The 14,713-nt window shown below is 64.1% G+C and carries 12 protein-coding genes; 8 read left to right on the top strand and 4 right to left on the bottom strand.

The annotated features are described in order from the left end of the window. Nucleotides 1-9 precede the first annotated feature (9 nt). The 5 genes from ACQKI2_RS14405 (at nucleotide 10) to ACQKI2_RS14385 (ending at nucleotide 5,823) form a co-directional block, all read left to right on the top strand. Complete coding sequence (locus tag ACQKI2_RS14405; RefSeq protein ID WP_051612437.1) at nucleotides 10-522, top strand: flavin reductase family protein; 513 nt, start codon at nucleotides 10-12, stop codon at nucleotides 520-522. Continuing rightward, nucleotides 519-1,784, top strand: a complete 1,266-nt coding sequence (locus ACQKI2_RS14400; protein ID WP_427380299.1) for an MFS transporter — start codon at nucleotides 519-521, stop codon at nucleotides 1,782-1,784. Before ACQKI2_RS14405 ends, ACQKI2_RS14400 begins: the two co-directional genes overlap by 4 nt. Nucleotides 1,785-1,949: 165 nt before the next feature. Continuing rightward, the gene (locus tag ACQKI2_RS14395) at nucleotides 1,950-3,326 is read left to right on the top strand and encodes a CynX/NimT family MFS transporter (RefSeq protein ID WP_427380298.1); all 1,377 of its coding nucleotides are present in this window, start codon (nucleotides 1,950-1,952) and stop codon (nucleotides 3,324-3,326) included. A gap of 26 nt (nucleotides 3,327-3,352) precedes the next feature. Beyond that, nucleotides 3,353-4,426, top strand: coding sequence for an LLM class flavin-dependent oxidoreductase (locus tag ACQKI2_RS14390; protein ID WP_427380297.1), 1,074 nt, complete (start codon nucleotides 3,353-3,355; stop codon nucleotides 4,424-4,426). Between the two features lie 32 nt (nucleotides 4,427-4,458). Beyond that, complete coding sequence (locus ACQKI2_RS14385) at nucleotides 4,459-5,823, top strand: M20 family metallopeptidase (protein ID WP_427380296.1); 1,365 nt, start codon at nucleotides 4,459-4,461, stop codon at nucleotides 5,821-5,823. Here ACQKI2_RS14385 and ACQKI2_RS14380 read toward each other — a convergent pair. The 3 genes from ACQKI2_RS14380 to ACQKI2_RS14370 all read right to left on the bottom strand — a co-directional run bounded on the left by ACQKI2_RS14380 (nucleotide 5,820) and on the right by ACQKI2_RS14370 (nucleotide 8,370). Beyond that, on the bottom strand, nucleotides 5,820-6,452 hold the full coding sequence (locus tag ACQKI2_RS14380; protein ID WP_427380295.1) for a TetR/AcrR family transcriptional regulator: 633 nt from the start codon (nucleotides 6,450-6,452) through the stop codon (nucleotides 5,820-5,822). The genes ACQKI2_RS14385 and ACQKI2_RS14380 overlap by 4 nt on opposite strands. Before the next feature lie 122 nt (nucleotides 6,453-6,574). Continuing rightward, nucleotides 6,575-7,249 carry a dethiobiotin synthase gene (gene bioD, locus ACQKI2_RS14375; RefSeq protein WP_427380294.1) on the bottom strand — a complete coding sequence of 225 codons (675 nt, stop codon included), beginning with the start codon at nucleotides 7,247-7,249 and terminating at the stop codon, nucleotides 6,575-6,577. Beyond that, complete coding sequence (locus tag ACQKI2_RS14370; protein ID WP_427380293.1) at nucleotides 7,231-8,370, bottom strand: aminotransferase class I/II-fold pyridoxal phosphate-dependent enzyme; 1,140 nt, start codon at nucleotides 8,368-8,370, stop codon at nucleotides 7,231-7,233. Before ACQKI2_RS14370 ends, bioD begins: the two co-directional genes overlap by 19 nt. Before the next feature lie 108 nt (nucleotides 8,371-8,478). On the opposite strand from ACQKI2_RS14370, the gene ACQKI2_RS14365 reads away from it, so the two are divergent. Next, entirely contained in the window at nucleotides 8,479-9,756 is a 1,278-nt protein-coding gene (locus ACQKI2_RS14365) for an adenosylmethionine--8-amino-7-oxononanoate transaminase (protein ID WP_427380292.1), read from the top strand. A gap of 133 nt (nucleotides 9,757-9,889) precedes the next feature. Here ACQKI2_RS14365 and ACQKI2_RS14360 read toward each other — a convergent pair whose 3' ends face one another. Then, nucleotides 9,890-12,622 carry a protein kinase domain-containing protein gene (locus ACQKI2_RS14360; RefSeq protein ID WP_427380291.1) on the bottom strand — a complete coding sequence of 911 codons (2,733 nt, stop codon included), beginning with the start codon at nucleotides 12,620-12,622 and terminating at the stop codon, nucleotides 9,890-9,892. A gap of 185 nt (nucleotides 12,623-12,807) precedes the next feature. Between ACQKI2_RS14360 and ACQKI2_RS14355 the strand changes: the two genes are divergently transcribed. Then, nucleotides 12,808-13,773 carry a hypothetical protein gene (locus ACQKI2_RS14355; protein WP_427380290.1) on the top strand — a complete coding sequence of 322 codons (966 nt, stop codon included), beginning with the start codon at nucleotides 12,808-12,810 and terminating at the stop codon, nucleotides 13,771-13,773. Nucleotides 13,774-13,790: 17 nt separating this feature from the next. Next, a complete protein-coding gene (locus ACQKI2_RS14350; RefSeq protein ID WP_427380289.1) occupies nucleotides 13,791-14,585 on the top strand; it encodes a hypothetical protein in 795 nt (264 codons plus the stop codon). Nucleotides 14,586-14,713 lie beyond the last annotated feature (128 nt).

Below are 14,713 nucleotides of genomic sequence, written 5' to 3'. Positions count from 1 at the left end.
AGACGGCACATGACCCACCCCATTGATGCAGGCCTCTGGCGCGAAGCCATGGGCGGCTTCCTCACCGGCGTCACCGTCGTCACCACGCTCAGCGGTGATCAGATCGCCGGCACCGCCGTCAACGCCTTCTCCGCCGTCTCGCAATCCCCGCCCCTGCTGCTCGTCTGCCTCGACCGGTCGAGCCGCTCGCTCGAAGCAATCCGCAGCGCTGGCTTCTTCGCCGTCAACATTCTTTCCAAACCGCATATGGATGTGGTCCGCCGCTTCTCCTCCAAGAGCGCGGAAGATCGCTTCCAGGGGGTCGCCCACGCCCCCGCAACCACCGGCGCGCCGGTGCTGACAGAGTCGGTCGCCTGGTTTGATTGCCGCGTTCACGCCATTCATGAGGGCGGCGATCACGAAATCGTCGTCGGCCGCGTGTTGCAACTCGGCTCCAACAAGGCCGCCGCGCCACTTGCCTATCACCGCGGCAACATCTGGTGCCTTGATCCGCGTGAACCCGTTCCCGAAGGGCGCTCATGAGCCCTCCTGAAAAAGCCGGCGGCCCCCACCTGACCGGCACGGCAGCCCTCGTCCGCGTCATGGCCGACACGGCGTATCGCAGCCTGTTCCTCGCCTCCACGGCCATGATGGCCAGCCAGTGGATGCAACGCATCGCGCTTGGCTGGATCATGTGGGAACTCACAGGCTCCACCACCTGGCTCGGCCTGCTGGCCAGCGCAGAGCTGCTGCCCGGCCTGTTCTTTGGCCCGCTCGGCGGGGTACTGGCAGACCGGATGAACCGCAAACGGATCGTTCTTGTTTGCCAGACGGCGGCGCTGCTCATCTCTGTCGCCACGGGCCTCGTTGTTTTCCTCGGCCTCTCCACGCCGCTACTGCTGATGGCGCTCACGGCAGGGGGCGGCATCGCCGCTGCCCTGCAGGAATCGGCGCGCACCTTGCTGCTGCGAGACGCCACCCCGCGCGACTGCCTGCCCACCGGCATGTCGATGACCGCCATCTCCGTCAACGTCACCCGCTTCCTCGGCCCGGCGCTCGCCGGCCCGCTGGTCATCTGGCCCGGCCCCGCCTCGATCTTCTGGATCAATGCCGCCGTCTCCCTCGTGATGATCGCGACTGTTCTCAGCCTGCGGAAACTGCACGCCGCCAGCGCCGCGCCCGCCCAGCGCGAGCCCTTCCTCCGCCAGCTCTGGGCCGGCCTGAACGCCGCCTCCAGCCACAGCGTGGTCACACCTGTTCTTCTGATCTTCGCGGCTACCGCCTTCCTCGTCCGCCCGGTTTACGAACTGATGCCCGCCTTCGCAGACCGGCTATTTGGCGGCAATGTGCAGGATTATTCCTATCTCATCATGGGCGTCGGCGCCGGGGCGGTTATCGGCGCCGTCATCGTCACGCTGAATGCCCCCGCCCGGCCCGCCATGATGTTCTTCTGGTCATCGCTCGCCGCCTGCTTCTCCCTCGTCGCCTTTTCGGCCACGCCGGGCATCCTCTCGGCCACGCTGGCGGCCACCATCCTCGGCTTCTTCATGTGCATCAGCGCGGCGACCTCCCAGCTCGTGATGGTTCTGGATACGGACGAAGCTGTCTCCGGCCGCGTGCTCAGCCTGTGGGGCGCGCTGATGCGCGGCGCCCCGGCGCTCGGCGCGCTGGCCACCGGCGCGGTGCTGGACGGGATGGGATACCGCCTGCCGCTTGCCCTCTCCGGCCTCATTGCCGCGCTGCTCACAGGCGCTGCCATCTTCCTCTTCACACGCAGCCCCGGCGCCCGGCCGGGCGCGGCCTGACCCGGAAATCCAGCCATGCCCGCCCAATGGTCAATTGATAGGCAACCTGAACCATAACTGACGCAGTTTCTGACATTTTGCCTGAAATGTCAGATTTTGATCTGCTGGCCCGCGATCTGCAACGCAGCCCCCGTTACAAAGAATTGAAGAGCAAGAGAGAGACAGATGCTGACTTCCGGAATCTTTAAATCCGTCCGCTCCGTGTCTCCTCTGGCAGGGGGCCATCTGGCAACACTCAGTACGCTGGACCTGTTGATCAGCGCCGCCACCTTCTCCTCCCTGGGCATCGTCCTGCCCCATATGGTGTCAGAACTTGAGTGGAGCTGGTCCCAGGCCGGCCTCGGCTTCACCATCCTGGGCGCCGCGTGTGGCGGCTCCTCCCTCCTGCCCACCCTGCTGATCCGCAAGTTTGGGGTCCGTCTCGCGCTGATTTGCGGCGCCCTGCTCATGGCGCTCGGTCTCTACACGATGAGTTCCGTCAACAGCCTGCTGCAATATTTCATCGCCGCGGCCATCTGCGGCGTCGCCTACCAGATGCTGGGCACCATCCCGTCCACCTTCGTCATCAGCCGCCACTTCAAGAACCGTTCCACCGCCCTCGGCCTTTATTTCACCATCGGCGGCTTCGGTAACGTCTTTGGCCCGTGGATGGTGATGGCCGTACTCTCGGTCGAAGGGCAGGTTTGGCGCGATTATTGGGTTTACCAGTCCCTCCTCCTCCTCGCCACGGGCATCGCCGGCGCGTTCATCATCGGCCTCGACAAACGCTTTGCTCAGCCTGCGGAGCGAGAGCTGACAGAGCCCGCCATCGAGACAAAGATCGAGCCAGCCCCTACCCCTGGCACCACCTGCGAAACCGCCGCTGCCGCAAAGCCTTCGCGCGTCTACATCACCCCGGTTGACTGGGGCGTGAAGGAAGCCATGCGCACCCCGCAATACATGATCCTCGTGGCCGCCTATTTCGCAAACCTGATGGCCCTGGTCACCGTCACCAGCCTCTCGGTCGGCCATCTCGTGGAGCGCGGCGTCTCGAATGAAACCGCCGGCGCCATGCTCAGCCTGGAAGCCTTCATCGCCGTGCTCACGCGCATCGGCGGCGGCTTCCTGGGCGAACGGGTTGACCCGCGTTATCTGATGATCGTGTCGCTCGCCGCCACCTCCATCGGCTGCGCCGTCCTCGCCACTTCGAACTCCCACTCCATCCTGCTGATCTACGCTATCGGCACCGGCATCGGCTTTGGCCTCACCGCCCTTTCCTGCACCGTGCTGATGATGAACTATTTCGGCCAGCGGCATAATCTGGAACTCTTCTCTTCCATGTGCCTCGTTGGCGCCGCGTCCGCCCTCGGGCCGACGATTGGCGGTGTCATCCGTGATCTGACGGGCAACTTCATCCTGATGTTCCTGATCCTCTCTGCCGTGGCGGCCATCGTCTGGGTGGCCGTGGTGATGATGCGCGCTCCGAAGCGCGGCGAAACACCTGAAGCTGCCAGCGCCAGCCCTGCCCTCGATACTCCGGCCATCGCCGAAAGAACCGCCTGAAATCCAATACGTGGAGCCCCAAGACCATGTTGCCCAATCATAAACTCTTCGGCGTTTTTCTGCCCATCGCCAATGGCGGCTGGATCATCTCGAAGAACGCGCCCCCGCTTGACGGCCTCTACCAGACTAACCGCGAAGCCGCGATCATTGCAGACCGTATCGGCCTGGATTTCATCATGTCGATGTCCAAGTTCCGCGGCTTCGGCGGCGAGACCAACCATTGGGCCACGTCGATGGAATCGATGACCATGATGGCGGGCCTCGCCGAGGTGACAAAGAATGTGAAGGTCTGGGCCACCATGCACGCCCTGCTTTCCAATCCCGGCGTTGTCGCTAAGATGGTCACCACGCTGGACCATATCTCCAATGGCCGCGCGGGCCTTAACATCGTCGCCGGGGCTTACCGCGAAGAGTTCTCCCAGATGGGCGCTTGGGATGACAGCCTCACCCATGGCGACCGTTATCAGCTTACGGAAGAATGGATCACCATCATCAAGCGCCTCTGGAGCGAGCCCAGCGTCACCTTCAAGGGCCGCTTCTTCGATATGGAAGACTGCCAGTCCGATCCAAAACCCTTGTCAAAGCCGCGCCCGGATCTGATCGCCGCCGGCCAGTCCGATCGCGGGTTTGACTTCTCCACCACCCATGCCGATGCCTGCTTCATTGGTGGGCGCAGCATTGAGGAACGCCGGGGCTTCAGCAAGCGCGCCCGCGAAATCGCCGCCGAGAAGGGGAAGACCATTCGCGTCTGCTCGATGTGCACCGTCATCCATGACGACAGCGACGCGAAGGCCGAGGCAATGCTGCAACGCTTCGAGGATGGCAAGGATCTCGGCGCCATCATGGCCCAGATGAAAAGCTGGGGCCTGGCACCAGACAGCCTCGCCGCCGCCGCCCGCAAGATGGGCGCCAGCCAGAACCACACGGTCGCCGGCTCTCCGGAGACCTGCCGCGAGAAGATCGAGCACTATATCGAGACCTGCGATCTTGACGGTGTGATGCTGATCTTCCCGGACTACAAGACGGGCCTGGAAATGTTCGGCGGCATCCTGCCAAAACTGCGCCAGCGTTTCCCGGCCACAAGCCACGAACCCGTATAATCAGATAACAGAACAAGGGAGAGGGAAACCCCATGGCTGACGGATTGCTGGACATGGCGCTTGGCGCCGGGATCGCCCCGGAAGATGCAAAAGCCATCGCCGATGCCATCGACATTGAGGAATTGACGAAACTCATCCTCGACCTGTCGAACATCTACAGCCCGTCAACCGGCGAAGCGGAAGCCTCCGCCTTTGTCCATGAGTGGATGGAACGCGAGGGCTTCCGCCCGCTCAGCGTGGGCGCCGTGCCGCACCGCCAGAATGTTATCGGCAGCTATGGCGGCAATGGCCCCGGCAAAAACCTTCTGTTCACGGCCCATCTCGATACCGAGAGCGAGCCTGCCGATCCCGTCATTCTCGCCAAGACGCGCCGCCCCGAAAGCACGAAAAACCGCGAATGGCGCGAATGCTGGCTCGAAGATGGCAAGTTCTATGGCTATGCCGTCGCCAATGATCGCGGGCCGATGTCCTGCATGCTGATGGCCGCCAAGGCGCTGAAAAAAGCCGGTTACGAACTCGCCGGCCGCATGTATCTCACCGCCTGCCCTGGCGAATGCGGCCCCGAACCCATCGAGGAGCATGGCGGCATCGACCGCATGGGCAAGGAAATCGGCGCGCATTACATGTTCCATCATGGCGGCGTCGCGCCTGATTTCGCCATCGCCGCCGAAGGCACCGATTTCGGCGTCACCTGGCTCGGTTGCGGCGGCGCGATGTTCCGCATTCGCATCTATGGCCAATCAATATTCCGTCCGCTTTTGAAGGCGCCCAAGGCCACCGCTGATCATCCCAGCTCGATCTACAAGCTCGGCCCGGTGATCGAGGCGCTCCACGCCTGGTCGCTAGACTACGAAGCCAACAACGTCTACCGCGCCAAAGGCGGCACCTCTATCCCCAAGGCGACCATCAGCTGCGTCCAGGCCGGCTTCCCCCATAGCGGCGGCACCGAAGTCGCCGCCATCTATGTCAGCTGCGACCTCACGCCAAAACAGAAAGCCGCCCAGGTCCTGCACGAGCTGGAAGCGGTCATGCGCGCCCTGCCAGGCCTGGAATTCGAGATCGAGCCCGTCAATGTCAGCCATGGTTATGAAGCCGACGACACCGAAGTCGCGCCGCTCATTGCCGGTGTCGATGGCGCTGTCCAGGCTGTCCTCAACCAGCCCGTCGAAATTGCCAAACCGGTCTATTCCAGCATGTGGCGCGACCATAACGTCTTCAACATGCACCGCGTGCCCGCGATCACCTTTGGCCCGGTCCGCTGGCGTCCGTCTCCGGACGATTTCTTCAAATGCACGCTGATGTACGCCCTCACTGCCCTGTCCATCTGCGGCCGTGTCACCGGCGATGTGTACCGGCGCGCCGGCAAGACCGTCTACGGGGACAATCCCTTCGACTAGGCTGCCGGGCCAGACGGCGGATCGTCCAGCCCCAGATACTTCATCAGCATGTCCTGGAACACCCGCTTCATCTCGTCGATATAGCCCGGTTCCCTGGAAACCATCTCGATATAGGCGCCGCGATAGAAGGCTGCCATCACGGCGATCAACACGCCGGGCACCTTCATGCCGGACAGCTCCGGGAAGAAATCATCATACCCTGTAACGATCTCCTCGATCCGCGTTTTCGAAGACCGTTTGTACAGCGCCAGCAATTCCTTGTCCGACCGCAGCGCCACGATCAGCTCGAAGGTGATCGGAAAAATCTCCTGAAACTCCCCCCACAGCACATCGAGACGCGCGCGCAGATCGAGATCCCCCTTGCCTTCAAAGGCGCTGTAGACCTTTTCATGCCGCCATTGCACAAAATGTTGGATGGCGGATGAAGTCAGCTCGATCTTGCTGGAATAGTGATGGGTAATTGCCCCCCTCGAAACCCCAGCCGCATCGGCAATGTCCTGCAGGGAAACCCCGATATAGCCCCGTTCCCCTATACATCTTAGCGTTGCATCCAAAACCCGCCGCTGCATGCTTTCGCTGCGGTCTTTCTGGGTCCTTCGTTCGCGCCCCTCGGGCATTTGGTCCGCCATCGGATTGTCTCCGGATGAGTGTGAAATTTCGCCCCAAGTGATCCGGGCAACCAGCTTGGTCACCCAGGGAATCTACGTAATACTATATGCACGAAGAGTAAAAGCTCAAACGAAAAGCGACTCTAAAGTCCCGCATCCTGTTGCAGCAGCAACAGATCCAGAGATTTTGCGTCTTGTCCGTGGGGAACCCCCACCATGGGCAATGTTCTGAACCGGCACACCTCCTCAATGAAAACGCCGGGTTCCCCTCCGGAAACGAAGGGTTGCGAAACCACCAGCGCGGCTATCTCCAGTCCGCGTGCGTGCAGCGCATCAATCGCCGTCAGCGTATGGCTGATGGAGCCGAGATAGGGCGCCGTGACCAGAATAACTTTCAGTTGCAGGTCGGCCATCAGGTCGATCTGCAGCGTATCATCGGTCAGGGGCGACATCACCCCGCCAGCGCCCTCCACCAGATGCACATCCGCGCCCGCCGCCAGCCGGCGCTCAACGAAGCCCCGGATTTCATTGTAGTTCTGCGCTATTCCCGCCTGCCGCATAGCCACATTCGGCGCCAGCGGCGGCGCCAGCCGGTGCAGGCAGATTTCGGAAACGGATGCGGGCGTCACCGCCTGCCCCATAGCCAGCAGTAATCGTCCGGCATCAGACTGTTCCAGCGCGTCTTCGGTAAAGCCGCTCATCAGAGGTTTTGTCGCCTGGGTGACAAAACCTCGCCTCCGCCAAGCCTCGATCAGGCGGGCACTGATATATGTCTTGCCGATATCCGTGCCGGTGGCCGTTACAAAGTAACCGCGCATGCCTGCTCCATGATGTCTCTCAGCGCGCCGGCAAACGCACGAACGTCGGCCTCCTCATGCCCCGTGGCAAAGGTTACCCTGAGCCGCGCCGTCCCCGCGGGCACGGTTGGCGGGCGTATGGCCGTCACAAGGTATCCCCGCTCCAGGAGAGCAGCAGACACCCGCATCGCTTCTGCCTCCGGCCCGATGATGATCGGCACGATCACGCTCGAAGGCGCAGGCAGCCCCATAAGCTCGCAGAACAGCGCCGCATGTCTAATCGCCTTGGCCGTCCGCTCGGGTTCTGCCTGGATGATATCCAGCGAGGTGATGGCCGCTGCCAGCACCGACGGCGGCAGGCCGGTCGTATACACAAAGCTGCGCGCCCGGCTGGTCAGCAGGTCCATCAGCGCGGCAGGCCCGCAGACATAGCCGCCATACCCGCCCACCGCCTTTGACAGGGTGCCCATCTGGATCTGCGCCGGATTGTCCTGTTTCGTGATGCCCAGCCCATGCGCGTCATCGGTCATCAGCCAGGCGCCGGTGCGCTCTGCCAGGGCGCCAAGCTCAGATAAGGGCGCCACATCCCCATCCATCGAAAACACCGTCTCGGTCAGCAGCAGCGCCTGCCCCGGTGCCCCTTCCAGAAGGCGCGCCGCATCGGCCACGTCATTATGCCGGAAGAGGCGCATCTCCGCGCCCGAAAGCCGCGCCCCGCCATGCATGCAGGCATGGGCCAGCTCATCCATGACGATGGTGTCCCCCTTGCCCACCAGCGCGGGAATGGTCCCCAGATTGGCCAGAAAGCCCGATCCGAACACGCGCGCCCCTTCGGTGTCTTTCAGCGCCGCCAGCCGCGCCTCCAGCGCGCTGTTGAGCGGGTGATTCCCGGTAATCAGCCGCGACGCGCCGCTGCCCGCGCCATGGCGCAGCGCAGCATCGGCCGCCGCCTGCATCACGCGCGGATCGTGGGAGAGGGACAGGTAATCATTGTCGCAGAAAGAAATCACATGGCTCCCGGCCCGCACGGCCCGTCCGCCCGCTTCGCGCGCTGTTTCCGTGAGGCTCCGGCGTTGTCCGCTGGCCTCCAACTGGGCCAGCTTCTGCTCCGCATAGGCTTTCAGCCGTTCAAAAGATGTCATCGCGCTTACAATCCTCTGGCCGTTCTGCCGCGCCTGTCCTAGGGGATGCACGCGGGCCCTGCCAAGGGGCGAATACCCGCAGCAACGGACCGTTTAGGAGCGCTGAAGATGGCTGACCCGAAAGACTGGTTCTCCGAGGGGCTGGAGCATATCTGGCTGCCCTACGCCCAGATGCGCACCCTGCCCGCACCGGTTGCGATTTCCCGGACGGAAGGCGCCCGGCTTTACCTCGCCGATGGGCGCGAGCTGGTCGATGGCGTCGGCAGCTGGTGGACCAGCGTTCACGGCTATAACCGCGCCGAGTTGCTGGACGCTGCCCGCGCCCAGATGGCGAAGATGCCCCACATCATGCTCGGCGGCCTCGCGCATGAGCCGGCCTACCGTCTCGCCAGCCGCCTTGCCGCGCTCACACCGGGCGATCTTTCCCGCGTCTTCTTCACCGAATCCGGCTCTGTCGCCGTCGAAGTCGCCATGAAGACGGCCATCCAGTATTTCCGTAACCGCACCGGCGAACAGCGCACGAAATTCGTCTCCTTCCTCGGGGGCTATCATGGCGATACGCTGGCCACGATGTCGGTCTGCGATCCCGATGAGGGCATGCACCACATGTTCCGTGGCGCGCTGGCCGAACAATATGTCGTCGCCCTGCCCGAAACGCGCGACCAGATCCGTGCCCTCGAAACCCTGCTGGCCACCGACAAGAAAATCGCCGCCATCCTGATCGAGCCGCTGATCCAGGGCGCGGGCGGCATGCGGATGCACAGCCCCCAGGTGCTGAAAACCCTCCGCCGCCTCTGTGATCAGGCCGGCGTGCTGCTGATCTTTGACGAGATTTTCACAGGCTTCGGCCGCACCGGCGAAATGTTCGCGGCCAACCGCGCCGGCGTCACGCCGGACATCATGTGCCTCGGCAAGGCCATCACCGGCGGCATCACGCCGCTCGCGGCCACCATCGCCTCGGCAAAGGTCTACGCCGCCTTCCATTCGGAAAATCCCGATCACGCCCTGATGCACGGCCCCACCTATACCGGCCACGCCCTCGCCTGCGCCGTGGCCAATGCGGGGCTGGACCTCTTTGCCGATGGCAGCCTCATCAAGCGCGTGAAGAAACTCGAAACTTCGCTCACCTCCGCCCTCGCCCCGGCAAAGGAGATCGACAGCGTGGCCGATGTCCGCATCCTCGGCGCGGTTGCTGCCGTGGAGATGGCAGAAGCCTTCCCGCTGGAGGCTGCCCGTAAATGGTTCATCGATCAGGGCACCTTCATCCGCCCCCTCGGCCGCACCGTCTACCTCACCCCAGCCTACGGCATCAGCGAAGAAGACCTTGCCCGGCTCACCAGCGCGATCCTCAAATTCGCAAAGTCCGGGATATCCGACATCGGATGACATTAGTTTCCGTGTCATCCCGGACACCGCGCAGCGGTGATCCGGGACCATCTGGAGGCTGATGAAAATCCGGCAGAAGGTCCCGGCGCTGCGGCCGCGGCGCGGCCTTGGCCGGGATGACACAACCCCAGCCTCACCCCCGACACGGCGCCGCGTCCAGCGCCGCCTGATAGTCCTCCAATATCCACGGCTGCATCCCACCCGCCTTCATCGCATCCACTGCCGGGGCCAGCATCGCCCGCCCTGCCGCGCAGTTGCCCTGCCGGATCAGCACCATCCCCTTCAGGCCCTCAACGCGGGCATCCCATCCCTCGCCAGGGCTGCCCGCCGACAGCTTGCCCGCGTCCAGCCCCTCTGCCAGTGCCATCGCCTCGCTTGCCTGGCCAAGCTCCAGCCGCGCCATCGCCAGATAATACGCCATCACATGCACCGCCGGAGAGCCCGCCCCCAACTGCGCGCGGAAGGTATCAACCACGGGCACAAGGTTCGCCGCCGCCCCTTCCGCGTCTCCCAGGAACCACTGGAACACCGCCTCATTGCCCATCGTCATCAGGCAGGTGAGGTGGCCCTCCCCATGCAGCGCGCACATCTTCTCGCGCACCTCGGTCACCAATGGCAGCGCCGGCTCCCAGTTGCCGGAGGTCGCATAAAGGTTCGCCAGAGAGTTCTGCGCCTCCACCACCTGCGATGCCTCTGCCCCGAACACCTCCGTCAGCTGACGGATCGCATCGATCAGCACCGGCTCGGCCTCGTCATACTGCGCCGCATAGAACAGCGAGGCGCCATAATACATCGTCGCCCGCGCCCGCGCTGCCGCGCTCACGCCCGCCTCGGCATAGCTGGGTGATTGAAGCTCCGAGAGCAGAGCAATCGCGTCCTCATGGCGGCTCACCCGGCTGTATATCTGCGACAGGTCCATCTTCAGCCGGTAAGCGGCCTCCGCGTCCTCCGGCGCAGCTTCCGGCAACAGCCGCACAGCTTCTTCCAGCAGCGGCGCGGAGCGTTCCATATCCGCCTGCACCAGATAATACCGCCCCCGCGTCTGCGCCGCCGCAAAGGCCAGCTTCGGATTGTCCGCCAGCATTGGACCGGCCAGCCCGTCGGCCGCGCCGAGTATCTCGCCCGCCGCCTCCAGCTTTGAGCCATTCGCCAGCGCCTCAGCCTGCCGGTAGCGCGCAATCAGTGTACGCACATCTCCCGGCCCATAAAGCTGCGTGAAGAGGTCCGCCGCCCGGCCCTTACGCTCCGCGGCCGCTTCATACGCGGCAAGGCTCGTGTAAATCTCCCCTGCCGTTTCCTGGATGGCGGCTTCGGTGGCCGGATCATTGGCAAACCGCTCCGGGATCGCCCCCGCCGCCTTGTCGAGGGCCTCGCGCACGGTCACATCGCTTGCCCCGCCCGGCCGGTAGGGGTCGGCATTCACCAGCAGGTCGCGCAGGAACCCGCCCGTCGCCGCCGCCCGCGCCGCTTCGGCTTCGGCCACCCCCCGCGCGCTCTCCGCCTGCACGTAAAGCCAGACGCTCGCCGCAAACCCCACCATCAGCGCCGCAAAAGTCGCCGTCACCCAGGGCCGCCGCGTCTTCACACGCTCCAGCTCTGCGCGCGCCGCTTCGGCTTCTGCCGCCCGCGCCTCTTCCCGGGCCCGCGCGCCCCGCCGCGCGTCCAGCGCCCGCAGCCGCGCTGCCAATTCCCCGGCCGAGGCAATCCGGCGCAGCGGATCGCCATGCGTCGCCTCGGCAATATCCTCCCGCAGCAGCGGGTCATCAATGTCCTGTTCCCAGCCCGTCGCCAGCGGCTTCTTCATGTTCCCGGCCAGGATCTGATACAGCATCACCCCCAGCGCATAGACATCACACCGCGCCGAGGGTGCCTGCCCGTCAATGATCTCCGGCGCGATATAGAGCGGCGTACCCAGGCTCGAACTTCCAGATCCACCCTCCCCGATCGTCATGCCCATCGGCGTGATGCCAAGGTCTTCCAGCCGCCCCTGCTCGACCAGCCCGCCCGCGCCGAAATCGGCCACGCGCACCTGCCAGCCGCCGCCCTTGCGCGGCGCCACCAGAAAGTTCGCGGGCTTCAGATCCTTGTGCAGCACGCCCGCCTCATGCGCGGCGGCCACCACATCGATCGCCTGCAGCGCCAGCCCCAGCCGCTCCCCCGCCGGCATCGCCGCCAGGCGCCCGCCCGTCTCCGCCCAGGCCAGCAGGGTCTCCCCGCCATATTCGCATTCCAGGAAGAAGGGCGGCGTCTCGAAATTCCAGTCGATCACGCGGGCAATATCGTCCCGCTCGCCCAGGCTCTCGCGCAGCACGCGCGCCAGCGTCGCTTCCCGCTTCAGCGAAGCCAGCCGCGCCCCATCCGGGCTGAACTTGTAGACGCGCAGCTCGCCGGTCTTCTCGTGCCGCGCCAGCCACACCTCGCTGCCCCGCGTGCCCGAAAGCTGTTCCTTCAGCGTGAAATGGCTCCGCTCGGGCACCGGCTGCCCGGCTTTCAGGTCCAGCCGGTTGACCAGCCGCCGCCCGGCCGCCACCCGCTCCACCTGCCCGGTAAACCGGTAGCCGATGCGCGCCTGTGTCCGGATTTGTCCGGAAAGTATCTCACCCAGCCCCTTGCGCAGCTTGGCAATGGCATTGGCCAGCACATTCTCGACCGTGATCCGCCCCTGCCAGACCGTCTCGAGCAATTCCTCCTTAGTCACCACTTCGCCGGCATGGCGCAGCAGCAGGCTCAGCACCTCAAGTGGACGCCGCTCCAACTCCACGACGAGCCCGCCCACGCGCAGCTCGAAACTCGCCTCGTCAAACTCCGCCGCGCCAAACCGGTAGCGGTAGAGGGTGGCCTCTTCACTCTTGATCTCGTCCATCATCAGCCCCGCGCGCCACCCCGCACGCCGTCTAAAAAATCTAATAAATCCAGGCGCAACAACACGGCGTTAGAATTCCGTGATGCTGCCGTGAAGATTAATGCCCGCGAGAGCCCCAGATTTCAAACGAATCTCAAGGTTCCCCTCCCGGCCAGAAGCCGGGCGGTCGTTTGAAAGGCACTACAGTCATGAAATTCGGAAAGCTCGGCCTCGCTCTGGCGGTTTCCTCCGCCCTTCTCCTTGCCGCTTGCGGGGGCGGCGGCGAGGCATCAGGCGGCTATGACGAGAACGGGTATGACGGCCAGGGCGACATCAACGCACCCGCCGCCACATCCTCTGACAGCGGCAAGGCAAAGAAAGCCAAATGCCCGGCCAAGATCAACAAGGATCTCACCGGCCCGGACATCGCCGGCTTCAAGCTCGGCATGACCTTCGCCGAAGCTGAAAACGCCATCGCCTGCCAGCTGCCAGACGGCCTCGTCACCTATGAGAACGAGTTCTTCAACACGCGCGGTCTCAACACCGGCACCCTGCGTCTCGAAAAGCAGATGATCATTGCCCAGAGCGGCGAGAACAAGGAGTGCAGCTACGGCTCCTATGACGCGATGCAGAAATGCGGCGCGGGCAATCGCCAGTGGGATTTCATCGCCGAGAAGATCACCCTCGCCACCCCCGGCGTGCCCGGCAACCAGAAAGTCCACGGCGTCTGGCGCACGCAGACCTGGAAGGAAGGCGAAATGCCCGCCAAGGCCGCCGTCCTGGCCGCCCTCACGGAGAAATACGGCCCCTACCAGCGCTATGAAGGCCGGGACGCGAACTATTTCGGCTATATGAACATCTATTCCTGGGTGACTGACTCTGAAGGCAACATCCTCAGCGAAGCCCATCCGATGCGCGACCAGTGCGCCAATGGCGTCAACGGCCGCGGTCAGGAACGCCAGTCCTGGACCAGCGGCTGCGGCATGTCGGTCACCGCGCTCGTGCGCACCTTCCGCTCCAATCCGGATGTCGTGGAAGAACTCAGCGTCGGCATGTTCGATCAGACCGCCCTCTATGAATATGGCGAGCAGTTCCAGAACGAGCTTTCCCAGATCGAATCCAAACGCCGCAGTGAAGAGCTTGAGAAAGCTCAGAACACCAAGATCGACCTCTGAGGCGGAGCGTGACACCGATGAGAGATTTCCGCATTGCAGCGCTGGCGGCTCTGGCCGGCGTTCTCCTGCTCGCAGGCTGTGGGGGCCCGGCCGGAAGTTCCGGCGCGGAGGGCGGGGAGGCTGGCGCCGCCAGCTCCCCCGCTTCCGCCGCCGAAGCCGAGGCGCCCTCCACCAAGCCCGCCTGGGCGCCTAAGGAAGACACCAAGGACAAGGGCAAGGAGAAGCAGAAAGCCGCTGCCGCCCCTGCCGCCAGCCCCTTCGGCACAGCCACGCTCGCCTATCCCGATGATTTCCAGATGACCCTGCTGGCCTACCGTCTGACAGACCGCGAGCCCCCGCTCGCCGCCTGGGCCGGCGAGGTCTACGAAGTCAAATATGCGGACGAATTCAGCAAGGCTGCCAAGCTGGAGGCCGAAACTGCACGCCTGGCAGACATCTACGCCTCCACCGAAGGCGTCGGCGTCCTGCAGATCCGCCTGAGCTCCCAGCTCAGCCAGTATGACAGCGGCCGCGGCGGCTACTATCTCACCGCCTTTTCGCCAGGCAATCAGGTGACCTTCGGCGGCAAGGAACAGGTCAGCCTGCAACTTGACAATATGGCCAGCGCCTTCTTCTGGCCGGTTGACGCGGCCCGCGCGCAGGAAATCCTCGAACACACCAGCCGCCAGGTAGACCTCGACACCAAAGTCCAACTCACCGGCATCCAACGCCGCAGCAACGGTCTCGTCATCCAGGGCCGCATCACCGAATACGGCATCTACAGCAAACGCTATAATGACGAACGCCAGTTCGAATTCATCGAACTCGACTAACCCCTACCCTTGGAGCGCCGTTGGAGTTTTTTGGGAGCTTTCCAGAAAAAACTCCAACGCCTCTTACCCCTCTCCCTCCGGGAGAGGAGGGGCCCGCGCCCGGAGGGCGTGGGAGGTGAGGGCCCTCC

Origin of the sequence: Hyphomonas sp. NPDC076881 (assembly GCF_050269995.1) — a bacterium.
In the GTDB taxonomy this organism is placed as follows: domain Bacteria; phylum Pseudomonadota; class Alphaproteobacteria; order Caulobacterales; family Hyphomonadaceae; genus Hyphomonas.
Note: the sequence above shows the minus strand (reverse complement) of the source record. Positions and strands in the feature narration are given on the sequence as shown.

Coding starts and splice junctions, on each gene's coding strand:
- ACQKI2_RS14350 (WP_427380289.1), top strand. CDS start 13,791: ATGAGAGATTTCCGCATTGCAGCGCTGGCGGCTCTGGCCGGCGTTCTC.
- bioD (WP_427380294.1), bottom strand. CDS start 7,249: ATGCGCGGTTACTTTGTAACGGCCACCGGCACGGATATCGGCAAGACA.
- ACQKI2_RS14405 (WP_051612437.1), top strand. CDS start 10: ATGACCCACCCCATTGATGCAGGCCTCTGGCGCGAAGCCATGGGCGGC.
- ACQKI2_RS14370 (WP_427380293.1), bottom strand. CDS start 8,370: ATGACATCTTTTGAACGGCTGAAAGCCTATGCGGAGCAGAAGCTGGCC.
- ACQKI2_RS14380 (WP_427380295.1), bottom strand. CDS start 6,452: ATGGCGGACCAAATGCCCGAGGGGCGCGAACGAAGGACCCAGAAAGAC.
- ACQKI2_RS14360 (WP_427380291.1), bottom strand. CDS start 12,622: ATGATGGACGAGATCAAGAGTGAAGAGGCCACCCTCTACCGCTACCGG.
- ACQKI2_RS14385 (WP_427380296.1), top strand. CDS start 4,459: ATGGCTGACGGATTGCTGGACATGGCGCTTGGCGCCGGGATCGCCCCG.
- ACQKI2_RS14400 (WP_427380299.1), top strand. CDS start 519: ATGAGCCCTCCTGAAAAAGCCGGCGGCCCCCACCTGACCGGCACGGCA.
- ACQKI2_RS14355 (WP_427380290.1), top strand. CDS start 12,808: ATGAAATTCGGAAAGCTCGGCCTCGCTCTGGCGGTTTCCTCCGCCCTT.
- ACQKI2_RS14365 (WP_427380292.1), top strand. CDS start 8,479: ATGGCTGACCCGAAAGACTGGTTCTCCGAGGGGCTGGAGCATATCTGG.
- ACQKI2_RS14395 (WP_427380298.1), top strand. CDS start 1,950: ATGCTGACTTCCGGAATCTTTAAATCCGTCCGCTCCGTGTCTCCTCTG.
- ACQKI2_RS14390 (WP_427380297.1), top strand. CDS start 3,353: ATGTTGCCCAATCATAAACTCTTCGGCGTTTTTCTGCCCATCGCCAAT.